A 21,769-nucleotide genomic window follows, 5' to 3' on the forward strand; every position below is an offset into this window, starting at 1 on the left:
AAAAGGGCCGCTCCCCCGTGGGGAAGCGGCCCTGTCGGACGCGGCGTGCGGCCGGATCAGTCGGCAGCGAGCGCCGCGGCCGGCTGGCGACGGTTCAGCGCCATGTTGATGTGGTCCTCGGTCGCGTCCGCCACCTGCTCCGCCTGCGGCGGGGTGAAGATGTGACCGGCCGTCGCCATGACGCGGTAGTCGATGCTGATGCCCTTCTGGGTGTTCAGCTTCTCCACCAGCTTCCGCACGCTGCTCTCCGGCACCAGCTCGTCATCGGCGCCGTGCAGCATCAGCCCGTTGCAGGGACAGGGCGCGAGGAAGCCGAAATCGTAGTGGCTGGCCGGGGGGCTGATGGAGATGAAGCCCGACATCTCCGGCCGCCGCATCAGCAGCTGCATCCCGACATAGGAGCCGAAGGAATACCCGGCGACCCAGAGGGAGGAGGCGTTGGGGTTCACCGCCTGCAGGAAGTCCAGCGCCGCCGCGGCATCCGAGATCTCGCCGATGCCGCCATCGTAGCGGCCCTGGCTGCGGCCGACGCCGCGGAAGTTGAAGCGGAGCGTGGAGAAGCCCATCGCCTGGAAGCGCTGATACAGCGCGTGGACGACGCGGTTGTTCATGGTGCCGCCATGCAGCGGGTGCGGGTGCAGCACCAGGGCGACCGGGGCGTTGGCCTGCTTCGCGTGGTGATAGCGGCCTTCGAGCCGGCCATCGGGGCCGGCGAACATCACTTCGGGCATCGCGCGTCAGGTCCAGTCTCGGTTGCGACCGCGGCGCGGGGCGCACGCCGGGCCAATTGGGGAACCACGCAGGCCGCCGCCGCGACCCATCCATGTCGGCACGCCACGACTCATCCCCGCCAGGCCCCGCCCCCGGAAGTCCCGGCCTGCCTGCAATTGTTGACGCGGCAGGTCGGAAACAATAGCTTCGCCCCGTTGACCCGCTGGGGGGTCACAAGGCTCCGGTCTTGGCTCTGGTGGGTGCGAGGTGGCCCGCGCCCGGACGCCCGGGGCGGGCTCCCGAGCCCCCGGGTAAAGAGAATATAGTGCGTCGAACGCGGGTTTCATATCGGATTCACGGCATGGGGCCCATGTTCCTCCGTCTGGGCAGGGGAGACGTGGCGCAGGATAGGGAGAGAATCCTCACGGAAGCGTGTATGCGGTCCGAGCGCTCCGCGCCATGAGACTCTCGACACGTGGCCGCTACGCCGTGATGGCGATGGTCGAACTGGCCGCGCGCGCCCATGGCCCTTGCTCGCCCGGTCAGGGCGAGGTTGCGCGCCAGGTCAGCCTGGCCGAGATCGCCCAGGCGCAGCATCTCTCCCTGGCCTATCTGGAACAGCTTTTCGGGCCCTTGCGCCGCGCCGGGCTGGTCGCTTCCGCCCGCGGTCCCGGCGGCGGCTACCGCCTCGCCCGCCCTGCCGCGGAGATCTCGATTTCCGCCATCGTGAATGCCGTGGACGAGCCGATCCAGGCGACCCGCTGCGAGGCCGGCGGCCCCGGTTGCCTCGCGGGCCAGCGCTGCCTCACGCATGACCTCTGGGCCGAGCTCGGCGAGCAGATCCGCATCTTCCTGGAAGGGGTCAGCCTCGCGGATGTGATCCGCGCCCAGGTGATCGGCCGCGCCGCCCCGCCGCGCGATGCCGCGCGGGATGAGAGGCCGGCCTGATGCCGGCGGAGCGCCCGCGGAGCGCGCTCTACCTCGACGCCAATGCCACCGAGCCGCTGCGGCCGGAGGCGCGGGCGGCGGCGCTCGCAGCCATGGACATCGAGGGAAACCCGTCCTCCGTCCATGCCGCCGGCCGGGCCGCGCGGCGGGTGCTGGAGGTGTCACGGGAGCGGCTCGCTGCCTGCTTCGGCGCCGCGCCCGCCGACCTGGTCTTCACCGCCGGCGGCACCGAGGCGAATGCGCTGGCCGTAAGCGGACTCGGCGGCGGACGCCGCGTGCTGGTGGGCGCCACCGAACATCCCGCCGTGCTGGCGGCCGCGCCGGGGGCGGAAATCCTGCCCGTCCTGGGAGACGGGACGCTCGACCTCGCGGCGCTGGAGCAGGCCTTGGCCGGGCCGCCGGCCCTGGTCTGCCTGATGGCCGCGAACAACGAGACGGGCGTGCTGCACCCGCTGGCCGAGGCCGCCGCGCTGTGCCGTGCTGCCGGGGCGTTGCTGCATGTGGACGCGGTGCAGGCGGCGGGGCGGCTGCCGATCGCCGTCGGCGACGCGGATTCGCTCGCGATTTCGGGCCACAAGCTCGGTGGGCCGAAAGGCGCCGGGGCGCTGCTGCTGCGGTCCGGGCTGGCCTTGCGTGCCCTGGTCGCCGGTGGCGGGCAGGAGCGCGGCCGTCGCGGCGGCACGGAGCCGCTGCCCGCCCTAGCCGGCATGGCCGCCGCGGCCGAGGCGGCCCGGCCCGGGGAGGCCATCCGCCTCGCTGCCCTGCGCGACGCACTCGAGAGCGCCTGCCTGGCGTCGGGCGCCCGCATCGCCGGCGCCGGCGCGCCGCGCCTGCCCAACACGACCAGCCTGATCCTGCCGGGCGTGCCCGCCGAGACCCAGGTCATCGCGCTGGACCTGGCGGGCGTGCGCGTGTCGGCGGGGGCGGCCTGTTCCTCCGGCAAGGTCGGGCGCAGCCATGTGCTGGCGGCGATGGGCCTCGGCGAAGACGCCGCCTGCGCCGTCCGCGTCTCGCTGCCCTGGAACGCGCCGGAGGACGCCGCGGACCGCTTCGTCGCGGCATGGTCGGGCATGCGCGCGCGGCTCTCGCGCAGCGCAGCCTGACGCGCCACATAGTCGCGGATGACCCGGCCGAACCGACCGATCTACCTGGACAACCACGCGACCACGCCGGTGGACCCGCGCGTGCTGGCCGCCATGCGCCCCTGGTGGGAGCAGAATTTTGCCAACCCGGGCTCGGTGGAACACGCGCTGGGCCGCGCCGCGGAGGCGGCGGTGGAAGATGCGCGGGCGCATGTCGCCGCGCTGATCGGCGCCGAGCCTGCGGAAATCCTGTTCACCTCCGGCGCAACGGAATCGAACAACCTTGCCATCAAGGGCGCCGCCCGGTTCGCCGCAGCGCAGGGCACGGAGCGCCGCCGCGTGGTAACCCTCGCCTCCGAGCACAAATGCGTCCTGGAAAGCGTGAAGGACCTCGGCGCCGAGGGCTTTGCGCCCGTCATCCTGCCGGTGCGACCCGACGGGCTGCTCGACCTCGGCCTGCTGGAGGCGACGCTGGCCGAGGCGCCGACGCTGCTCGTCTCCGTTATGGCCGTGAACAACGAGATCGGCGTGATCCAGGACCTGGCCGCCATCGGCGAGATCGCCAAGCGTCACGGCGCGCTGTTCCACACCGACGCGGCGCAGGGATGCGGCCGCATCGCGCTCGATGTCGGCGCGATCCGCGCGGATCTGCTGTCGATCTCCGGTCACAAGCTCTACGGGCCGAAGGGCATCGGCGCGCTGTATGTCCGCCGCCGCCCGCGCGTGCGCGTCGCGCCGCTCTTCTCGGGCGGCGGGCAGGAGCGCGGCCTGCGCTCCGGCACGCTGCCCGCGCCGCTGATCGTCGGCCTGGGCGAGGCCTGCCGCATCGCCGCGGCGGAGGCGGCGCTGGACGCGGGTCGTATCGCCGGCCAGCGCGACCGCTTCCTGGCCGCGATCCAGGCCGAGGTGCCGGGCATCTTCCTCAACGCCGAACCGGAGCGCCGCGTCGCCGGCAATCTTTCGCTCGCCTTCCCCGGCGGCGTCACCGCGCAGCAGATCATGGAGGCTGCGCCGGACGTCTGCGTCTCCACCGGCTCGGCCTGTTCCTCGGCCGAGATCGAGCCATCCCATGTGCTTCGGGCGCTCGGCCTGCCGGAAGCCAGGGCACGCGCCACCTTGCGGATCGGGATCGGCCGCTTTACCTCCCCCGCCGAGGTGGACCTGGCCGCCGCGGCGCTGGGCGCCGCCTGGCGCCGGGCCATCGCGTCGTTCGAGAGCGTCCAGGCCAGGTCGGCTGGCGCGGCGGAGTAGGGCTCGCAATGCCGAAGATGACTTTCATCGAGCGCGACGGGACGCGCAAGGAAGTGGACGCGCCGCTTGGCCTGTCCGTGCTGGAGATCGCCCACAAGCACGGCGTCGACATCGAGGGCGCCTGCGAAGGCAGCCTCGCCTGCTCCACCTGCCACGTGGTGGTGGACGGCGCCTGGTTCGGCAAGCTGAACAGCCCCACCGAGGATGAGGAGGACATGCTCGACCTCGCCTTCGACCTGCAGGAGACCTCGCGCCTCGGCTGCCAGATCATCATGACCGAGGCGCTGGACGGGCTGGTGGTGAAGCTCCCCGCCGGCACCCGCAACGCCCTGGGCTGACCATTTCTCCCTCCGCCGCTTGCGGCGGAGGGTCGGGGTGGGGGCTGCACGACCTGACATGAACGACACCACCCCTTACGGCTCCGCCACCGGCCTCTATCGCCGCCTGAAGCAGGCCAACGCGGGCGACTGGCAGGCCTACACCTGGCATCCCTTCGTGCAGGGGCTCGCCGACGGCTCGCTGCCGCTGCCGGCCTTCAAGCGTTACCTGGTGCAGGACTACCTGTTCCTCGTGCAGTTCGTGCGCGCCTTCGCGCTGGCCGCCTACAAGGCCGAAAGCCTCACCGCCTTCCGCGAGAAGGCCGGCGCGATCCAGGCGCTGCTGCACGAGATGACGCTGCATGTCGGCTATTGCGCCGAGTGGGGCATCGCGGAGGACGCGATCCTGGCCGAGCCGGAAGCCGCCGAGACGGTCGCCTACACACGCTGGGTGCTGGACCGCGGCATCGCCGGCGACATCCTCGACCTGGAGGTCGCGCTCGCGCCTTGCACGGTGGGCTATGGCGAGATCGCACTCGCCATCGAGGCGAGCCCGACGCGCCGGCGCGACGCCAACCCCTACGAATCCTGGATCGCGATGTATGCCGGCGACGAATACCAGGCGCTGGCGCGCGGCGCCGCTGAGCGGCTGGACACGCTGGGCGAGAGCCATGGCGGCTTCCCGCGCTTTGCTGCACTGAGCGCCGACTTCGGCAAGGCCGCGCGGCTGGAAGCGGATTTCTGGCGGATGGGCCTGCGGGGATGAAGGTTCTCGTTGCCATGTCGGGCGGCGTGGATTCCTCCGTCGTCGCCGGGCTGCTCAAGGAAGCCGGCCACGAGGTGGTCGGCGCCACGCTGCAGCTCTACGACCACGGTGCGGCGGTGGCGAAGAAGGGCGCCTGCTGCGCCGGGCAGGACATCCACGACGCGCGCAGCGTCGCCGATGCGCTCGACATCCCGCACTACGTGCTGGACCGCGAGGCGCGCTTCCGCAGTGCGGTCATTGAGGACTTCGCCGACAGCTACGCCCGCGGCGAGACGCCGATCCCCTGCATCCGCTGCAACCAGACGGTGAAGTTCCACGACCTGGTCGAGCTCGCCCGCGATCTGGGCTGCGAGGCGCTGGCGACCGGCCATTACGCGCGCCGCGTGGAGGGTGCGAATGGCCCCGAGCTGCACCGCGCCGCCGATCCCGCGCGCGACCAGTCCTACTTCCTCGCGCTCACCACGCCCGATCAGCTCGGCTTCGCGCGCTTCCCGCTCGGCGACATGCCCGACAAGGCGGCGGTGCGCGCGGTGGCGGACCGGCTCGGCCTGAAGGTGGCGCAGAAGCCCGACAGCCAGGACATCTGCTTCGTCCCCTCCGGCCACTACGCCGAGACGGTGGCGAAGCTGCGGCCCGCCACCGCCGAGCCCGGCGAGATCGTGGATGCCGAAGGCCAGGTGCTCGGCACGCATCGCGGCATCGGCCGCTACACGGTGGGGCAGGGCCGCGGCATCGGCATCGGCGGTGGCGAGCGGCTGTATGTCGCCGCCGTGGATGCGCCGCGCCGGCGCATCGTGGTCGCTCCGCGCGCCGCCTTGCCGAAGGACGAGGTGGTGGCCGGCGAGGTGAACTGGCTGATCCCCCCGCCCGCCGGGCCGATTGCCGTCCAGGTCAAGCTGCGCGGCCGGGAAGCGCCGCGCGCCGCAACCGTCGCCTGGGACGCCGAGGGTGGCGTGATGCGCGTGCGCCTGGCCGAGCCGAATGTCGCCGCACCCGGCCAGGCCTGCGTGGTCTATGATGGCGACCGCGTCCTTGCCGGCGGCTTCCTGCGCGCCGCGTGAAGGCGGCCGGCGCGGTTGACAATGCAGCCCCCTGGGGGCTACGCGGCGGCTCCCCCGAACCGGGTTCACCCTTGGGGCGGCGTAGCTCAGCTGGTTAGAGCACGGCACTCATAATGCCGGGGTCAGCGGTTCAAGTCCGCTCGCCGCTACCATCCTCCCACAGCGCCTACAGGCCCACCGGCTGCCCCGCCACGGCGACGGAAAGCGCCGAGGGTTCAAGCAGCTTTTGCGCGACCGTCGTCGTGCGCGCCGTGGTCAGCGCCCGCAGCCGCTCCGCGCGTTCGTTCAGCCAGTCGAGCGGACGGCCGTTGCGGCGCAGCGCGAGCAGCGTGCCGGCGATGCGGCGGCTGTCGGTGAATTGGAGCGGCAGGTTGCCGGTCAAGAAGGCCACCGCGTCGTCCAGTTCCTCGCGCGTCGGTCCCTGCGACGCCATGCGCGCCCATTCCTCGCGCGTCACCGCCAGCGTCTCCGCCACGCGCGCATTGTCGGTGGCGGAGGAACCGATCACCACGCCCTGCCCGAACAGCACGTCCAGCCCCGCCCCGATGCCATAGGCGAGCCCGCGCTGCACGCGCACTGCCTCCATCAGGCGGGAGGAGAAGCCGCCGCCTGCCAGCACGCGCAGCACCACCTGCGCGGCCTCCCAATCCGGGTCCGTCACCGGCAGGCCCGGCTGGCCGAACAGGATCGCCGATTGTGGCGAGGCGACCTCCACGATGCGGCGGTCAAAGGCGGTGAAGGCGGGCAGGGGCGGCGCCTCCGGCGGCGCGCCGTCCGGCAGCCCCTCGAACAGCGCGGGGATCAGGCGGGCGAGTTCCTCCGGCGTGATCGCGCCGGCCGCCGCCACGAGCAGCCCGTCCGCGCGGATCTGCCGGGACAATGCGCCGCGGATTGCCGCCTCCGGCAGGGTGGAGAGCGTTTCCACGGTGCCGTTGGTCGGCCGCCCCGCGGGATGATGTGGATAGGCCGCGGCCCAGAAGGCGCGCCCCACCTGGCCGCGCGGCGTCTCCAACTGGGCGCGGGCGCCGGCCACGGCGCGGGCGCGCACCCGCGCCACCGCTGCCTCATCGAGCCGCGGTGCGCGCATCGCCAAGTTGGCCAGCCGCACCGCTTCCGGCAGCGCCGGGCGCAGCGCGCGCAGGGAGCCTTCGAAGCCGTCGCGCTCGGCCTGGAAGCCAAGGCCGATGGCTTCGTCGCGCAACGCATCGGCGAAGGCCCGGTTGTCGAGGTCGCCGGCGCCTTCGGTCAGCAGCGCGGCGCCCATTGCCAGGGCGCCGGCATGCTCCGCCGCATCGAGCGCGGCGCCGCCGCGCCAGGCCCAGGCGATGGAGACGACCGGGACGGACTGGTCCTCGATCAGCCAGGCCGAGCGGCTGCCCGCGGTGACCGTCTTGATATCGAGCTCAAAGGTGGCGGTCATGCCCGCACCTCCGCCGGCGCCGCGACGCCTTCGGGCAGCAGCCAGCCGCTGGCCGAGGGCGCCTTGCCCAGCACCGCGACGGCAGCTTCGGCCACCTGATCCCGGGTGACCGCACGCAGCCGCGCCGGCCAGAACTCCACGGTGTCGAGCGGCAACCCGACGGCCAGCGCGCCGCCGATCATCCGTGGGGCGGCGCCCAGCCCATCCAGCGCCAGGAGCGAACCCGCCGTCATCTGCCGGATGGAGCGCGCGACCTCGGCCTCGGTCGGGCCGCCGGCATCCAGCAGCCGCTTCACTTCGGCGATCGCGGCTTCCTCGACACGGCCGGGCTCCACCTCGCGCCGCGGCACGGCGGAGACGCCGAAATCGGTCCAGGAGGCGCTGTCGGAATCGTAGGACGCACCGGCGGAGACGGCGAGACCGGTTTCCACCAATGCGCGGTGCAGGCGCGATCCGGTGCCGCCGCCCAGCAGATGGCGAAGCACCTCCAGCGGCTCGCCCAGCCGAGTCTCGCCGGCGGTGAGGGAAGGTGCCTGCCAGGACCGCAGGAACACCGCCTCACCACGCAGGCGCGGGTCGTTGCGGGTGTAGCGCGGCGTGGGGATCTCGGCCGGCGGCGACGCGCGGTCGCGCGGCACGGGGGGGCCTGCCGGCAGCGCGCCCCAGCGCTGCTCCACCACCTCCCAGAAGGCGTCGGGCGGCACGGCGCCGGCCACCACCAGCACGGCATTGCCGGCGGCGTAGCGGGCGCGGTGGAACGCGATCAGGTCGGCATGGGTGATGGCGCGGATCTCGTCCTCCCAGCCGATGATGGGGCGGCCGTGCCAGTGCTGCGGGCCCCACATCGCCGCCTGGAAGCCTTCGAAGAACAGCGCGCGCGGCGAGGAGCCGGTGCGCTGCGCACGCTCCTCCAGGATCACCTGGCGCTCCGATTCCAGCTCGCTTTCCGGCAGGCGGGCGGCGGCGAAGCGGTCGGCTTCCATCAGCGCCACCAGGTCGAGCCGGCTGGCCTCCACATGCTGGAAATAGGCGGTGACGTCGCGCGAGGTGAAGGCATTGTCGTTGCCGCCCTCCCGCGCCACGCGGCGGGAGAACTCGCCGGAGGCGACCTGCGGGCTGCCCTTGAACATCATGTGTTCGAGGAAATGCGCCACCCCGGACCGGCCATGCGGGTCCTCGCCGCCGCCGGCGGAGACATAGGCGTATTGCGCGATGACCGGCGCGCGCCGGTTCTCCACGAAGGCGACGCGCAGCCCGTTCGGCAAGGTTCGCAGCGTGGCGCCGAACAGCGGGCGTTCCGCGATCGCAGCGGGCAGGGACGGCTGCGCCGAGGCGTCGGCGGGCAGCGCGGTGGCGGCTGCGCAGGCGGCGGCGGCCTGCAGGGCGGTGCGGCGGGTCATCGGGCGCATGGCCCGAAGGTGGGCCTGCCGCCCGCATCGGCCAAGCCCGCCATTGGTATCGAAAGGTGAACGCCCGCCGCCCGGCGGGCGAGGCTGGCGGGCGGGCGCTTGCGCATCGGCGCAGTCTAGACCGCACTGCGCCCCGGCGTCATGCCGCCAGCAGATCGAGCCTGACGGAGAGCGATGCGACCAGCCCTGCCTCATGCCATTGCCGCACGACCTGGCTGCCGAGCATCGTCGCCGCGATCCGGTCCGACATCGTCATGCCGAAGCCGGGAAGCCCTGGCGGCCCACCCAGCGCCGGTCCGTCCTGCTCCGCCCAGCACAGCTCCAGCCGCGCGCCGTCCAGCCGGGCGGAGAGCAGCACCGTGCCCCGGGCGCTGGCCAGGGCGCCATGCTTCGTCGCATTCGTCGCGAGCTCATGCACCAGCAGCGCCAGCGCGGTGGCGGCGCGGCGCCCCACCGGGATTGCCGCCGACCCCGCGCCGAGATCCAGCCGCACCGCATCCGCATAGGGCGCGGCGATCTCCGCCAGGAACGCCCCGAGCGGCGAGGTGCCGTTGCCGTCGGTGGCATCCGACTCCGGCTCGACATGGCGGTAGATGCCGGCGAGCGCCACGATCCGCTTGCGCATCGCCGCGGCGAAGACCTGCGCTTCCGGCGTGCTCCGCGCCGCCAGCGAGATCAGGCCGGAGACCACCGCCATGATGTTCTTCACGCGGTGGGTCAGTTCCCGCTGCACTGCCTCCGACCGTTCCGCCGACTGCCGCCGCGCCGTGATGTCGAGCAGCACGCCGCGCAGCCGCGTCGGCTCCGCGCGCGCATGCAGGGCGAGCCAGCGCAGTGCGCCATCCAGTCGGGCGGGAAACTCCGCCGCCAGCCGCGGCGCGCCGCGGGCCAGCGCGTCGGCGATGCGGCCGTTCACGCGCGCCTGAACCTCCGGCGCGACCTCCGCGGCCAGGCCGAGATCCGCCAGCAGCCTGCCGAGCGGATCGGCGGCGGCTGTGGCGGGTGGGGCCAGGTCGAACAGCCACAGCTCCGGCGCGTCGGCGCTCACGCGGGACCCCCTTCCGGCGCGCCGCCCCATGCGGCACCGGAACGCGCTTGAGACCACGCGCGCAACCAATCGTCTGCCCAATAGTGAACGCAACCGTTCCCGGCACGTTGATGCCGCGAGCGCGACGATGAACCGTGGGGGCTGAAGCGATGGATGGGCTTGCACGTGCCACCGCGGCACACAACGCCGGCGAGGGTCCGACCAACAACCTGCTGCGTGCGCTGCGGCCAGCCGACCTGGCGCTGCTGCGCCCCGCGCTGGAGCCGTGGATGGGCCAGGCGTCGACGCTGATCTACCGGCCCGGCGACCTGGTGGACTACGTGTATTTCCCCTGCGGCGGCGCGCTGGTCTCCTTCAAGGTGACGCTGGAGGATGGCCGCGAGGTGGAGACGGCGCTGGTCGGGCGGGAAGGCGCGGTCGGCGGCATCGTCAGCCAGGGCAACCTGCCCGCCTTCGCCCGCGCCGAGATCCAGGTGGCCGGCGCCTTCCTGCGCCTGCGCCTGACTGCGCTGGAGGCGGCGAAGCGGGAATCGCCCGCGCTCGACAGCCTGTTCGCCCGCTACGCCGACTGCCTGATGGCGCAGATGTTCCAGGCCATCGCCTGCAACGCCGTGCACTCCATCGAGCAGCGTACGGCGAAGTGGCTGCTCGCGGCCATCGATCGCACCGGCGCGGACAGCGTCGCGCTGACGCAGGAACAGGTGGCGGGCATGCTCGGCGTCGGCCGCAGCTACATCAGCCGGGTGATCCAGGCGATGAAGGCGCGCGGCCTGGTGGCGACGCGACGCGGTGGCCTCACCGTGACGGACCCGCAGGGGCTCGGCGCACTCTCCTGCGAATGCAACACCGCGCTGCGCCGCCATTTCGACGAGGTGCTGCGCGGCGTCTATCCGCGTTCGGCCGAGACGCGCCGCCTCGCGAGACTGGCATCGGCGCCGCGCGCGACGCGCTGACTGCACCCGTTGGCCACGATCGCGTGAGGGCGCTGTGCCTGGCCGTACTCGGTGGTGTGCGGTCGGGGCGCGCCGTGCCTGCACCAAGCCGCGCTCGCGCCGCGGCTCGATCCGACCCACCAATCCTTTCGATCACAACAATTGAGTGGGGCGGTCGCGGCGCCGCGCCTAGCGTCCGCCGCGACACCTGCAGGAAAGGACAAGCGCCATGGACAACAATGTCGGCGATCCTCTGGGCTGCCCGGCGCGGCAGCCCGCCGCCCTCCGCTCCCTGCTGGGGCGCACCAACCGCGACTGGTGGCCGAACCAGCTCTCGCTCGACATCCTTCACCAGAGGGGTCGCAGCGGAAATCCGATGGGCGACGACTTCGACTATGCGAAGGCGTTCCTCTCGCTCGACTACGCCGCGGTGAAGCGCGACCTGCACGCGCTGATGACCGACAGCCAGCCCTGGTGGCCGGCCGACTACGGCCATTACGGCCCGTTCTTCATCCGCATGGCCTGGCACAGTGCCGGAACCTATCGCACCGGCGACGGCCGTGGCGGCGCATCCTCGGGCGGGCAGCGCTTCGCGCCGCTGAACTCCTGGCCCGACAACGCCAATCTCGACAAGGCGCGACGCCTGCTGTGGCCGATCAAGCAGAAATACGGCCACAAGCTGTCCTGGGCCGACCTGATGATCATGGCCGGCAACGTCGCCATCGAATCCATGGGTGGCCCGGTCTTCGGCTTCGGCGGCGGGCGCGAGGACGTGTTCGAGCCGGAGAAGGACATCTACTGGGGCACCGAGGAGGAATGGCTCGGCGACACCCGCATCACCGAGGAGAAGGCGCTGGAGAGCCCGCTCGCGGCCATCCAGATGGGTCTGATCTACGTGAATCCGGAAGGACCGGGCGGCCATCCCGACCCGGTCGGCTCCGCCCGCGATATCCGCGAGACCTTCGCGCGCATGGGCATGAACGACGAGGAGACCGTCGCCCTGACCGCGGGCGGCCACACCTTCGGCAAGTGCCACGGCGCCGGCGACGCGAAGAAGATCGGCGCCGAGCCGGAGGGCGCGGATATCGCGCAGCAGGGCCTCGGCTGGCAGAGCGGGCATGAGAGCGGCATCGGAGACCACACCATCACCAGCGGCCTTGAAGGCTCCTGGACGCCGCACCCGATCACCTGGGACGGCGGCTATTTCCACATGCTGCTGGACTACGACTACGAGCTTGTCACCAGCCCTGCCGGCGCCAAGCAGTGGCAGCCGATCAACCAGAAGCCCGAGGACATGGCGCCCGGCGCGCACAGCCCGGATCGCCGCGTGCCGACGATGATGACGACGGCCGACATGGCGATGAAGGTCGATCCGAAATACCGCGCGATCTCCGAGCGGTTCCGCGCCGACCCCGCGGCCTTCGCCGACGCCTTCGCCCGCGCCTGGTTCAAGCTGTGCCACCGCGACATGGGCCCGAAGGCGCGCTACCTCGGCCCCGAGGTCCCGGCCGAAGACCTGATCTGGCAGGATCCGATCCCGAAGGCGGACTACGTCCCGATCAGCGCGACCAATGTCGCGACGCTGAAGGACAGCATCCTCGCTTCGGGCCTCACTGTCGCGGAGCTGGTGGCGACGGCCTGGGGTGCGGCCTCGATCTACCGCGGATCGGACCATCGCGGCGGCGCCAATGGCGGCCGCATCCGCCTGGCGCCGCAGAAGGACTGGGAGGTGAACGAGCCGGAGCGGCTGGCCCGCGTGCTCGCCGTCTATGAACGCATCAAGGCGGAGTTCGACGCATCGGCCGCGGGTGGCCGGAAGGTCTCGATCGCCGATCTCGTCGTGCTCGGCGGCACCGTGGCGGTGGAGAAGGCGGCACGGGATGCCGGGTACCGGGTGGACGTGCCGTTCTCGCCCGGCCGCACCGATGCCTCCGCCGCGCAGACCGACGCCGAAAGCTTCGAGGCGCTGGAGCCCCGCGCCGATGGCTTCCGCAACTACCTTCAGACCTCCTTCAACGTGCCGACGGAGGAACTGCTGATGGACCGGGCCCAGCTCCTCGGCCTCAGCGCGCCGGAGATGACGGTGCTGCTCGGCGGGCTGCGCGTGCTCGGCGCGAATCACGGCGGCCGCAAGGAAGGCGTGCTCACGGAGCGCCCGGGCCAGCTCACCAACGACTTCTTCGTCAACCTGCTGGACATGGCCACGGCGTGGAAGATGGAGGATGGCGACGCCGACGAGGTCTTCGTCGGCACCGACCGCCGCACGCACCAGCGGAAATGGACCGCGACGCGAACGGACCTGGTTTTCGGTTCCAACGCGCAGCTTCGCGCGCTGTCGGAGGTCTATGCGGCCGCGGATGCGGGAAGGAAGTTCGTGGACGACTTCATCGCCGCCTGGACCAAGGTGATGAACGCCGACCGTTTCGACCTGGCAAGGCACTGAACCGCGGCGGCCTGCCGCGGCGAGCGCCACGGCAGGCCGCGCGCATCGTCACCCCTCGCGCAACATGCGGAGGGAGGGGTCGCGCACGTAGCGCAGGTAGGACCGCACCTTCCTCAGCCCGCCCTGCTCGCCGAATATCCGCTCCGCTTCGTCGTCGGAGATGAAGGGCAGGACCACCGATGCGCACGAAGCCCTGTCCGCCGAGCTGCCGCTGGGCGGCTTCCGCGCCTACGTCCAGGACTGCCGGCGCGCGAGGGCGAGCAGCAGCAGCCCGCCGAGGACCGGCAAGAGCGATCCGGGTTCCGGAATGGATGCCCCCGGCGCCAACACCTGCACGGTGAAGCTGTCGGCCGTGTCCCCGCTGCCCCAGCTATAGACAAAGGTGCCGACGACCAGCCCGAGCGAGGCGAAGGATTCGCCGAGGAACATCAGGTGGCCGCCGAGGCCGGTGCGTGAGACGTAACCCTGCGGCAGCCCGATCATGCCGACCGCGGCCTGGAAGGTGAACCCCGTGCCGTCCGAGCGGTCGGCGAAATGAAGGCCGGCATGCCCGAATTGCGGCGGGCCGGCGATGCCTGTGTAGAAATCGAGCGGCACCAGCCCTTCGGCGACCCCCAACATCCCGAGCGAGGCATTGACGGCACCCCGGCTGACCTCGCCGGACCCGGCAGGCGCAAGGCTCGCCGTGTCGATTGAGCCGCTGCCATTGCCGGCGACGTATCCAGCGCCCTGGCTGAAGCTGAAGGTGAAAGCGGCTTCTGCCGGGGCTGCACCCAGCGCGCCAAGCAGGGCGGCCGCGGCCAGTGCCAAGGATGCCGCGCGTGTCTTCCGGAACATCGTCTCCTCCTCTGGCCATGCCTGCGCCGTCGTCTGGCCGCCATGCTGCAACCTGGCTCACCCGGGGTGGTGGACTGCCGGGGATCGACGCGCAGACGCCGGATCTCTGTCCTCGCCGCAGGCGGATTGGGCGGGCCGCCCGGCGTCGGGCCCCGCGCGGTCGGTCAGGCCGGCGGCAGCCGGCGGCGGCGCGCCGCCGCCGAAAGGCCGAGCAGCCCTGCCGCGAGCAGCGGCGCGGAGGACGGTCCCGGCACCGCGCTCGCATCCGTCCCGAACTGGAGCAGCAGGAAGTCCGTGGCACCGGGTCCGCTGCTCCAATGCCAAGCATAGGCCCCGGGCGTGATGCCGAGCGAGGCGAATGTCGCGCCGGGGAATGTCATGGTCGCCGTCAGCGGCGTGCCCGAGACGTAGGTGGCGGGGACGGCGAGATAGAAGAATCCCGGCGCGAAGGGCACGATGCCAAGGCCTGCGCCCGTCGTGGTCGGAACCGGGCTGGCCGGGCCGGGACCGAAGCCGGATGCACCGACATCGCCCATGTAGAGCGCAAGCTCGCCAGTCCCGTCCCCGCCAAGGAACGATCCACTCGACGGGTTGAGACCCGGTGCGCCGGCCGAAAGGGTCTCAACGAACTGCAACGGGTCGAGCTGCAGCGATCCAGACCCTGTTCCAACGACACTCCCGCCGCTTTCCGAGAAGATGAACCCGAAGGCAGCTTGCGCGGGTCTGGCGGCCAAAAGGCCGGAGCAGAGAAGGCAGGCCCCGGTGAGAGCCACGATCACCCGCTCCTGCATCACCATCATGGTGCCCTCCGTCCCGTCGGATCGCAGCCGGCTAGCCTGCGTTGCAGCATCGCAACATCCATGCCTCAGCCGGCAGGGCGCCGGCAAGCGGCGTTACACGCCGCAACACCGGGTTCCGCACGGGAAGCCTCCCTGCCTACCTGCGCGCTTCCGTCAGTCCTCCATGCGCGGGCGCAGCATGCAGGCCAGGATGTGTTCGGCCTTCTCGGTTTCCACCGTGGCGATCTGCATGCGCTCGAGCTGCAGGACAGGCGAGGGCGCTGCGAAGGCTCTCGACCTCGGCCCCGCTGAGGCTGACGCGCTCCTCCACGCCGGCGAGGATCACCTGCAGACAGGCCTGGATGCGCTTGCCGAGGCCGTCCGCGGTACGCCACCTGCGATTGACGCGGGGAGGGGACATGCTTCCCCTGCCGTGAACGGGGCAGGCCCAGGCCAGGCACTGCGGAACGCCCCTGCAACGTCCGGTTTGCCTCAGTGTCCGGCAGGCTGCCTTTCGCCGCGCCGTCTCATTGCCTCATCCCTGCGCCATCGCCCGGCCGAAGGCCTCGACCACCGCCGGCGTGCCCGCGGCCATGATGGTCGCGACCATCCGCGCATAGTCGGCACGCGTCAGCTTCGCGCCCTCGCGGTGCCACAGGTAGTGCCAGTTCAGCATGGCGAAGAAGGACATCGTCAGCGGCATCAGCAGGTGACGGTGCCGTCCCGCCTCCGGGTCGAGCTCCGCGATGATGCAAGCGGCTTCCTCCACCAGTGCGCGTTCCAGCGCCTTCAGCGCCTCCTGCCGCTCGGCCGAGAGCAGGGAGAGGCAGGCGATCTGCACGCGGTGCACCGCATCCGCATCCCGGTAGGCGTCGAGCAGCAGGAAGGCGAAGGTCTCGAGCCGCTCGCGCGGGCTGCGCGTGAGCGTGTGCACGCCGCGCGCGATCTCCACCAGCTTCTGCAGGTGCTGCGCCAGAACGTCGAAGAGCAGTTCCTCCTTGTCGCGCCAGTAGTGGTAGACCAGCGCCTTGGAGACGCCGCAGGCCTGGGCGAGCATCGCGAGCGAGGCGCGGTCGTAGCCGTGCTGCGCAAACAGCTCCGCGGCCTGCGCCATGATCGCCTGGCGCTTCTCGAAATGGTCGGCGGCGCGAGGGCGTGCCATCCTACTTCCTCTTGTCGATCACGCGCCGCGCCTTGCCGAGGCTGCGCTCGATCGCGCCGGGGTCGCGCACGTCCACGGCCGCGGAGATGCCGATCATCTCCTTCACGTGGTGCGCCAGCGCCAGCGCGGCTGCGTCGCGTTCGCCGCCATCGCTGCCGGGCTCGCATTCCACCGCGATGGTCATCGCATCCATTGGGCCCTCGCGCGTCAGGATCAGCTGGTAGTGCGGCGCGAGATGCGGGACCCGGAGAATCTGCTCCTCGACCTGCGAAGGGAACACGTTGACGCCGCGCAGGATGATCATGTCGTCGCTGCGCCCGGTGATCTTCTGCATCCGCCGGAAGGCGGGCCGTGCCGTGCCGGGCAGCAGCCGCGTCAGGTCGCGCGTGCGGTAGCGGATGACGGGCATCGCCTGCTTGGTGAGCGATGTGAAGACCAGCTCGCCGGGCTCGCCATCCGGCACCGGCTCGCCGGTCTCGGGGTTCACGATCTCCGGGTAGAAATGGTCCTCCCAGATATGCGGGCCGTCCTTGGTCTCGACGCATTCATTGGCGACGCCGGGGCCCATCACCTCGGACAGGCCGTAGATGTCCACGGCGTGCAGGTCGAAGGCCTCCTCGATCTGCGCGCGCATCGCCTCGGTCCAGGGCTCGGCGCCGAAGATGCCGACCTTGAGCGAGGATCTGCGCGGGTCCACGCCCTGCCGCCGGAACTCGTCGAGCAAGGCAAGCATGTAGGAGGGCGTGACCATGATGATCTCCGGCCGGAAATCCTCGATCAGCTGCACCTGGCGCTCGGTCATGCCGCCGGAGACGGGGATCACGGTGCAGCCCATCGCCTCCGCGCCGTAATGCGCGCCGAGCCCGCCGGTGAACAGCCCGTAGCCATAGGCGACATGCACCATCATCCCCGGCCTGCCGCCGCTGGCGCGGATCGAGCGCGCGACGAGCGCGGCCCAGGTGTCGATGTCCTGCTTCGTGTAGCCGACGACGGTCGGCTTGCCCGTGGTGCCGGAGGAGGCGTGGATGCGGACAACCTGCTCGCGCGGCACGGCGAACATGCCGAAGGGGTAGTTGGCGCGCAGGTCGGCCTTGGTGGTGAAGGGGAATTTGCGTAGGTCTTCCGGGTCGCGGAAATCGAGCGGCGTGACGCCCGCCGCGTCGAAGGCACGGCGGTAATGCGGCACGTTCTCGTAGGCGTTGGCGAGGGTGGCCGCGATGCGTTCGCGCTGCAGCGCGCGAAGCTGCGGCGGCGAGAGGCGCTCGCCCTCGTCCAGCAGATGCTCGGGCGGCGGATCGCCGAGGCGCGTGGTCATGGCGTGACCTCCACGAGATGGCCTTCGATGATGCGGGACAGGCCACGGAACACGGCGACCGGCTTGCCCTCGCCGTCGCTGACGGTGACGTCGGTGATGCCGCTGCGACCGGCCGCATTGGTCTGGACCGCGCGCGCCGTCAGCGTGTCGCCGAGCTTCGCGGGGCGCAGATAAGTGATGCTGTTGCTCTGCGCGACGGCGCGGCGGTTGAAGGAGTTGCAGGCGAAGGCGAAGGCGGAATCGGCCAGCGCGAAGATGAAGCCGCCATGGCAGATGCCGTGCCCGTTCACCATGCGCGGCTCCACCACCATGGTCAGGTCCGCCTCGCCCGGTGCGATGCGGGCGATGCGCATGCCGAGCCCGGCGGAGGCGCGATCCTCCGCCCACATCGCCGCGGCGCAGGCTTCGGCGAGCTGCTGGGGTGTCATTCGGGCGCGCCTTCGAAGCGCGCGGCGCGCTTCTGCTGGAAGGCCGCGACGCCCTCCGCATAGTCCGCACTGCGGCCGAGCTCGCGCTGCATCCGCGCCTCCAGCGCAAGCTGGGCGTCGAAGCCATTGCCCTCGGCCGCGGCCAGCGCACGCTTCGTCGCCGCCAGCGCGCCGCCCGGCAGGCGCACCAGGCGGTCGCAGAGTTTCTCCGCCTCGGACATGACCGCGTCGGCCGGCACCGCACGCCAGACCAGCCCCATCGCCGCGGCATCGGTGCCGCTGATGGGATCGCCGAGCATCGCGAGTGCCCGCGCACGCGCCGGTCCCGCGAGATGCGTCAGCGTCCAGGTCGCGCCGCTGTCGGGGATCAGGCCGATCCGGATGAAGGCCTGCGCGAAGCGCGCATCCTCGGCCGCGAGGGTGATGTCGCAGGCGAAGGCGATGGAGGCGCCCGCGCCGGCGGCGACACCATGCACCGCGCAGACCACCGGCTTCGGCAGGTCGCGGATCGTGCCGACGAGGCGATTCCAGCCACGGTCAAGCACCGCGCCGAGATCGGCCTCCGGCCCCGTCAGCCCCGGCTCCGCCAGGTCCTGCCCCGCGCAGAAGCCGCGCCCGGCGCCGGTGATCAGCACCGCACGACAGGCCGGATCGCGCCCCGCGTCTTCCAGGGCATCGCACAGCGCAGCGTGCAGCGTGGCATCGAAGGCGTTGAGCTTCTGCGGTCGGTTCAGCGTGAGCTTCCGCCAGCCCTGCCGCTGCTCGACCAGCAGCGGTCCCGTATCCTCCGCCATGCGCCCCTCCCTTTCGGTTTCCTCTTGACTGTGCTGACAGACTAAGACTATAATCCTAGAGCCGCCTCGCCATTGACTGTCCGTTCGGTTAATCTATTTTCGTGCCCCGCCAGGGTCAACATGGCGAGGGAGGATGCGATGGCGGGGAACATCCGTGACGCGCTGTTCGCGCAACATCGCGCGACGCTCGACCAGGCGATGCAGGCCGCACGCAGCCGCGCCTGGTTCTCCGCCTACCCCGAGGCGCCCTCCGGCAAGATCTATGGCGAGACGGCGAAGGCCGATGCGGAGGCCGCCTTCGCCGCGCTGCTCGCAAAGCCCTTCGCGCCGGGGGCGCGGCAGGTCGGCGCCGAGGTCTCGCCCTGGGGACCGATGCTCGGCATCACCTATCCGGCCGAGGATGTCGCGACGCTGGCCGCCCGCGCGGAAGCCGCCGCGCCGGCCTGGGCGGAGGCCTCGCCGGAGCATCGCGCGGGCATCTGCCTGGAGATTCTGCATCGCCTCAACCGCGACAGCTTCCTGATGGCGCAGGCGGTGATGCACACCACCGGCCAGGGCTGGGCCATGGCCTTCCAGGCAGGCGGGCCGCATGCGCAGGATCGCGGGCTGGAAGCGGTCGCCTATGCGATGGAGGAACTCGGGAAAATCCCCGGCGCGGTGCGCTGGAGCAAGCCGGCGGGCAAGGAGACGCTCAACCTCGACAAGACGTTCCGGGTCATCCCGCGCGGGGTCGGTCTGGTGATCGGCTGTGCGACCTTCCCGACCTGGAACGGCTATCCCGGCCTCTTCGCGGATCTCGCCACCGGCAATGCGGTGATCGTGAAGCCGCATCCGGCGGCGATCCTGCCGCTTGCGCTGACGGTGCGCGCCGCGCGCGCCGTGCTGGCGGAGGCGGGCTTCCCGGAAGACGTGGTGCAGCTCGCGCCCGATACCGCTGAGGCGCCGCTTGCGGCCGACCTCGCGCGGCATCCGGCGATCGGCATTGTGGACTTCACCGGCGGCCCGGCCTTCGGCGCCTGGCTGCGCACGCATGTCGCGGGCGCCAAGCCGCTCCACACCGAGGAAGCCGGGATCAATCCGGTGGTGCTGCACTCCACCGCCGACTTCGCCGGCCTGTGCCGCAACCTGGCCTTCTCGCTCAGCCTCTACAGCGGACAGATGTGCACCGCGCCCCAGAATCTTTTCGTTCCGGCCGAGGGCATCGCGACCGAAAGCGGCCCGAAGAGCTTCGACGAGGTGGCCCAGGCGCTTGCCGCCGCGGTGGATGCGCTGCTCGCCGACCCGGCGCGCGCCGCCGGCGTGCTCGGCGCCGTGCAGAACCCGGCGACGCTGGATCGCATCTCCGCCGCGCGCGGCTTGGGCCGCGTGGTGCGCGACAGCGGCGCGGTGGAGATGCCGGGCTTCGCGGTTGCGCGCAGCGCCACGCCGCTGATCGTCGCGGTGGACGCCGCGGACCGTGCCGCTTGGGGCGAGGAGCGCTTCGGCCCCATCGCCTTCCTGATCCGCTGCAGGGATGCCGACGAAGCGCTCGCGCTGGCCGCGGGATCGGTGCGCGAGAAGGGCGCCATCACCGCCCTCGTCCACAGCACGGACGAGGCGTTCCTGCAGCGCGCCGAGACAGCCTTCGGCAAGGCCGGCGTCGCGCTCAGCGAGAATCTCTGCGGCGGTCTGTTCGTGAACCAGTCCGCGGCGTTCAGCGACTATCATGTCTCGGGCGCGAACCCGGCCGGCACCTCCTGCCTGACGGACGCCGCCTTCGTCGCCAACCGGTTCCACATCGCGATGGCGCGGCGCCCCGCCGCGGCCTAACGTCCGTCGCAACGACACAGGGAGGAACGTCACATGGGTCTCGGTTCGATGCTCCGCCGCGGCGTGCTCGCGCTCGGCGCGGCGGCGGCGGTGGCGCTGCCGGCGCTGGCACAGCGCAACGATCCCATCCGGATCGGCGCGGTGCTGTCCGTCACCGGCCCCGCCAGCTTCCTCGGCGACCCCGAGGACAAGACGCTGCGGCTCTACGTCAACCGCATCAACGCCGCGGGCGGCGTGAACGGAAGGCCGATCCAGCTGATCGTCTATGACGATGGCGGCGACGCCAACCGCGCGCGCACCTTCGCGACCCGCCTGGTGGAGGATGACCGCGTGGTCGCGATGGTCGGCGGCACCACCACCGGCACGACCATGGCCATGCGCCCGGTCTTCGAGGATGCGCGCATCCCCTTCATCTCGCTCGCCGGCGGTATCGAGATCATCGACCCGGTCTCGCCCTACACCTTCAAGACGCCGCACACCGACCGCATGGCCTGCGAGAAGATTTTTTCGGACATCCGCGCGCGCGGCCTGTCGCGGGTCGCGCTGATCTCGGGGACGGACGGGTTCGGGCAGTCCATGCGCACGCAATGCCAGCGCGTGGCGCAGGCGGCGGGCATCACCATCGTGGCCGATGAGCAGTATGGCCCGCGCGACTCCGACATGACCCCCCAGCTCACCCGCATCCGCAACACCCAGGGCGTCGAGGCCGTTGTGAATCCCGGCTTCGGCCAGGGCCCGGCGATCGTCACGCGCAACTATGCGCAGCTCGGCATCCGCCTGCCGCTCTATCAGTCGCACGGCGTCGCCAGCGCGCAGTTCATCCAGCTCGCGACGCCGCAGGCCGCCGAGGGCGTGCGCCTGCCCGCGGCCGCGCTGCTGGTTGCCGAGCAGCTGCCGGCGAACGATCCGCAGCGCCAGGTGCTGATCGACTACAAGACCGCCTTCGAGCGCGAGACCGGTCAGCCCGTCTCGACCTTCGGCGGCCATGCCTATGACGGGCTGATGGTCCTGGTGGAGGCGATCAAGCGCGCCAACAGCACCGACGGCACGCGCCTGCGCGACGCGATCCGCCAGACCCGTGGCTTCGTCGGCACAGGCGGCGTCGTGAACATGAGCAACACGGACCACATGGGGTTGGATCTCAGCGCCTTCCGGATGGTCGAGATCCGCAACGGCCAGTTCGTGCTGATCGGGAATTGACGACGTCTCCCTCCCTCGCTTGCGGGGGAGGGCCGGGGTGGGGGCAGGTGACTGGGG

The 21,769-nt window shown here is 71.5% G+C and carries 21 protein-coding genes and 1 tRNA gene; 11 read left to right on the top strand and 11 right to left on the bottom strand.

The window, feature by feature from the left end:
- Positions 1–56: 56 nt before the first annotated feature.
- Positions 57–731 (bottom strand): alpha/beta hydrolase, encoded by a 675-nt coding sequence (locus E4T13_RS27525; protein ID WP_137181536.1) that lies wholly within the window; start codon positions 729–731, stop codon positions 57–59.
- A gap of 439 nt (positions 732–1,170) precedes the next feature.
- Between E4T13_RS27525 and E4T13_RS27530 the strand changes: the two genes are divergently transcribed.
- From E4T13_RS27530 to E4T13_RS27560, 7 genes are all read left to right on the top strand, one after another.
- Positions 1,171–1,659: an Rrf2 family transcriptional regulator gene (locus tag E4T13_RS27530; protein ID WP_137181537.1), complete on the top strand. Its 489-nt coding sequence runs from the start codon at positions 1,171–1,173 to the stop codon at positions 1,657–1,659.
- A complete protein-coding gene (locus E4T13_RS27535; RefSeq protein ID WP_137181538.1) occupies positions 1,659–2,762 on the top strand; it encodes a cysteine desulfurase family protein in 1,104 nt (367 codons plus the stop codon). The genes E4T13_RS27530 and E4T13_RS27535 overlap by 1 nt, the downstream gene beginning before the upstream one ends.
- Positions 2,763–2,780: 18 nt before the next feature.
- Positions 2,781–3,992 carry a cysteine desulfurase family protein gene (locus tag E4T13_RS27540; RefSeq protein ID WP_137181539.1) on the top strand — a complete coding sequence of 404 codons (1,212 nt, stop codon included), beginning with the start codon at positions 2,781–2,783 and terminating at the stop codon, positions 3,990–3,992.
- Between the two features lie 8 nt (positions 3,993–4,000).
- The gene (locus tag E4T13_RS27545) at positions 4,001–4,330 is read left to right on the top strand and encodes a ferredoxin family 2Fe-2S iron-sulfur cluster binding protein (RefSeq protein WP_137181540.1); all 330 of its coding nucleotides are present in this window, start codon (positions 4,001–4,003) and stop codon (positions 4,328–4,330) included.
- A 58-nt stretch (positions 4,331–4,388) separates the two neighbouring features.
- Entirely contained in the window at positions 4,389–5,075 is a 687-nt protein-coding gene (locus tag E4T13_RS27550; protein WP_137181541.1) for a TenA family protein, read from the top strand.
- Positions 5,072–6,136 carry a tRNA 2-thiouridine(34) synthase MnmA gene (gene mnmA / locus E4T13_RS27555; protein WP_137181542.1) on the top strand — a complete coding sequence of 355 codons (1,065 nt, stop codon included), beginning with the start codon at positions 5,072–5,074 and terminating at the stop codon, positions 6,134–6,136. The genes E4T13_RS27550 and mnmA overlap by 4 nt, the downstream gene beginning before the upstream one ends.
- A 75-nt stretch (positions 6,137–6,211) precedes the next feature.
- A tRNA-Met gene (locus E4T13_RS27560) sits at positions 6,212–6,288 on the top strand.
- 14 nt (positions 6,289–6,302) lie between these two features.
- On the opposite strand, the gene E4T13_RS27565 is transcribed toward E4T13_RS27560, so the two are convergent.
- The 3 genes from E4T13_RS27565 to E4T13_RS27575 all read right to left on the bottom strand — a co-directional run bounded on the left by E4T13_RS27565 (position 6,303) and on the right by E4T13_RS27575 (position 10,013).
- On the bottom strand, positions 6,303–7,556 hold the full coding sequence (locus tag E4T13_RS27565; RefSeq protein ID WP_137181543.1) for a pitrilysin family protein: 1,254 nt from the start codon (positions 7,554–7,556) through the stop codon (positions 6,303–6,305).
- A complete protein-coding gene (locus E4T13_RS27570) occupies positions 7,553–8,956 on the bottom strand; it encodes a pitrilysin family protein (protein ID WP_240791325.1) in 1,404 nt (467 codons plus the stop codon). The genes E4T13_RS27565 and E4T13_RS27570 overlap by 4 nt, the downstream gene beginning before the upstream one ends.
- A gap of 148 nt (positions 8,957–9,104) precedes the next feature.
- A complete protein-coding gene (locus tag E4T13_RS27575) occupies positions 9,105–10,013 on the bottom strand; it encodes a sensor histidine kinase (protein ID WP_170985288.1) in 909 nt (302 codons plus the stop codon).
- Between the two features lie 149 nt (positions 10,014–10,162).
- Here E4T13_RS27575 and E4T13_RS27580 point away from each other — a divergent pair, with 149 nt between their 5' ends.
- Both E4T13_RS27580 and katG read left to right on the top strand, forming a co-directional pair.
- A complete protein-coding gene (locus E4T13_RS27580; protein WP_137181546.1) occupies positions 10,163–10,966 on the top strand; it encodes a Crp/Fnr family transcriptional regulator in 804 nt (267 codons plus the stop codon).
- A 208-nt stretch (positions 10,967–11,174) separates the two neighbouring features.
- Positions 11,175–13,388, top strand: coding sequence for a catalase/peroxidase HPI (gene katG / locus E4T13_RS27585; RefSeq protein WP_137181547.1), 2,214 nt, complete (start codon positions 11,175–11,177; stop codon positions 13,386–13,388).
- A 48-nt stretch (positions 13,389–13,436) separates the two neighbouring features.
- Here the strand turns inward: katG and E4T13_RS30850 are convergent, their stop codons facing one another.
- The 7 genes from E4T13_RS30850 to E4T13_RS27615 all read right to left on the bottom strand — a co-directional run bounded on the left by E4T13_RS30850 (position 13,437) and on the right by E4T13_RS27615 (position 18,703).
- Entirely contained in the window at positions 13,437–13,565 is a 129-nt protein-coding gene (locus tag E4T13_RS30850) for a hypothetical protein (RefSeq protein WP_256370479.1), read from the bottom strand.
- Between the two features lie 51 nt (positions 13,566–13,616).
- Complete coding sequence (locus E4T13_RS27590) at positions 13,617–14,225, bottom strand: PEP-CTERM sorting domain-containing protein (RefSeq protein WP_137181548.1); 609 nt, start codon at positions 14,223–14,225, stop codon at positions 13,617–13,619.
- Positions 14,226–14,389: 164 nt separating this feature from the next.
- Complete coding sequence (locus E4T13_RS27595; RefSeq protein ID WP_137181549.1) at positions 14,390–15,025, bottom strand: hypothetical protein; 636 nt, start codon at positions 15,023–15,025, stop codon at positions 14,390–14,392.
- Positions 15,026–15,539: 514 nt separating this feature from the next.
- Positions 15,540–16,166 (bottom strand): TetR/AcrR family transcriptional regulator, encoded by a 627-nt coding sequence (locus E4T13_RS27600; protein WP_137181550.1) that lies wholly within the window; start codon positions 16,164–16,166, stop codon positions 15,540–15,542.
- A 1-nt stretch (position 16,167) separates the two neighbouring features.
- Positions 16,168–17,481, bottom strand: a complete 1,314-nt coding sequence (gene paaK / locus E4T13_RS27605; protein WP_137181551.1) for a phenylacetate--CoA ligase PaaK — start codon at positions 17,479–17,481, stop codon at positions 16,168–16,170.
- Positions 17,478–17,909, bottom strand: a complete 432-nt coding sequence (gene paaI / locus E4T13_RS27610; RefSeq protein ID WP_137181552.1) for a hydroxyphenylacetyl-CoA thioesterase PaaI — start codon at positions 17,907–17,909, stop codon at positions 17,478–17,480. Before paaI ends, paaK begins: the two co-directional genes overlap by 4 nt.
- A complete protein-coding gene (locus E4T13_RS27615) occupies positions 17,906–18,703 on the bottom strand; it encodes an enoyl-CoA hydratase-related protein (RefSeq protein ID WP_137181553.1) in 798 nt (265 codons plus the stop codon). The genes paaI and E4T13_RS27615 overlap by 4 nt, the downstream gene beginning before the upstream one ends.
- A gap of 138 nt (positions 18,704–18,841) precedes the next feature.
- On the opposite strand from E4T13_RS27615, the gene paaN reads away from it, so the two are divergent.
- Both paaN and E4T13_RS27625 read left to right on the top strand, forming a co-directional pair.
- On the top strand, positions 18,842–20,512 hold the full coding sequence (paaN, locus tag E4T13_RS27620; RefSeq protein WP_137181554.1) for a phenylacetic acid degradation protein PaaN: 1,671 nt from the start codon (positions 18,842–18,844) through the stop codon (positions 20,510–20,512).
- A 33-nt stretch (positions 20,513–20,545) separates the two neighbouring features.
- Positions 20,546–21,712 carry an ABC transporter substrate-binding protein gene (locus tag E4T13_RS27625; protein WP_137181555.1) on the top strand — a complete coding sequence of 389 codons (1,167 nt, stop codon included), beginning with the start codon at positions 20,546–20,548 and terminating at the stop codon, positions 21,710–21,712.
- The last annotated feature ends 57 nt before the right edge of the window (positions 21,713–21,769 follow it).

It is taken from the genome of Roseomonas sp. AR75, assembly GCF_005222815.1.
In the GTDB taxonomy this organism is placed as follows: domain Bacteria; phylum Pseudomonadota; class Alphaproteobacteria; order Acetobacterales; family Acetobacteraceae; genus Falsiroseomonas.

Coding starts and splice junctions, on each gene's coding strand:
- E4T13_RS27580 (WP_137181546.1), top strand. CDS start 10,163: ATGGATGGGCTTGCACGTGCCACCGCGGCACACAACGCCGGCGAGGGT.
- katG (WP_137181547.1), top strand. CDS start 11,175: ATGGACAACAATGTCGGCGATCCTCTGGGCTGCCCGGCGCGGCAGCCC.
- E4T13_RS27535 (WP_137181538.1), top strand. CDS start 1,659: ATGCCGGCGGAGCGCCCGCGGAGCGCGCTCTACCTCGACGCCAATGCC.
- paaK (WP_137181551.1), bottom strand. CDS start 17,481: ATGACCACGCGCCTCGGCGATCCGCCGCCCGAGCATCTGCTGGACGAG.
- paaN (WP_137181554.1), top strand. CDS start 18,842: ATGGCGGGGAACATCCGTGACGCGCTGTTCGCGCAACATCGCGCGACG.
- E4T13_RS27600 (WP_137181550.1), bottom strand. CDS start 16,166: ATGGCACGCCCTCGCGCCGCCGACCATTTCGAGAAGCGCCAGGCGATC.
- E4T13_RS27615 (WP_137181553.1), bottom strand. CDS start 18,703: ATGGCGGAGGATACGGGACCGCTGCTGGTCGAGCAGCGGCAGGGCTGG.
- E4T13_RS27525 (WP_137181536.1), bottom strand. CDS start 731: ATGCCCGAAGTGATGTTCGCCGGCCCCGATGGCCGGCTCGAAGGCCGC.
- paaI (WP_137181552.1), bottom strand. CDS start 17,909: ATGACACCCCAGCAGCTCGCCGAAGCCTGCGCCGCGGCGATGTGGGCG.
- E4T13_RS27540 (WP_137181539.1), top strand. CDS start 2,781: ATGACCCGGCCGAACCGACCGATCTACCTGGACAACCACGCGACCACG.
- E4T13_RS27595 (WP_137181549.1), bottom strand. CDS start 15,025: ATGATGGTGATGCAGGAGCGGGTGATCGTGGCTCTCACCGGGGCCTGC.
- E4T13_RS27625 (WP_137181555.1), top strand. CDS start 20,546: ATGGGTCTCGGTTCGATGCTCCGCCGCGGCGTGCTCGCGCTCGGCGCG.
- E4T13_RS27590 (WP_137181548.1), bottom strand. CDS start 14,225: ATGTTCCGGAAGACACGCGCGGCATCCTTGGCACTGGCCGCGGCCGCC.
- E4T13_RS27530 (WP_137181537.1), top strand. CDS start 1,171: ATGAGACTCTCGACACGTGGCCGCTACGCCGTGATGGCGATGGTCGAA.
- E4T13_RS27565 (WP_137181543.1), bottom strand. CDS start 7,556: ATGACCGCCACCTTTGAGCTCGATATCAAGACGGTCACCGCGGGCAGC.
- E4T13_RS27550 (WP_137181541.1), top strand. CDS start 4,389: ATGAACGACACCACCCCTTACGGCTCCGCCACCGGCCTCTATCGCCGC.
- mnmA (WP_137181542.1), top strand. CDS start 5,072: ATGAAGGTTCTCGTTGCCATGTCGGGCGGCGTGGATTCCTCCGTCGTC.
- E4T13_RS27570 (WP_240791325.1), bottom strand. CDS start 8,956: ATGACCCGCCGCACCGCCCTGCAGGCCGCCGCCGCCTGCGCAGCCGCC.
- E4T13_RS27545 (WP_137181540.1), top strand. CDS start 4,001: ATGCCGAAGATGACTTTCATCGAGCGCGACGGGACGCGCAAGGAAGTG.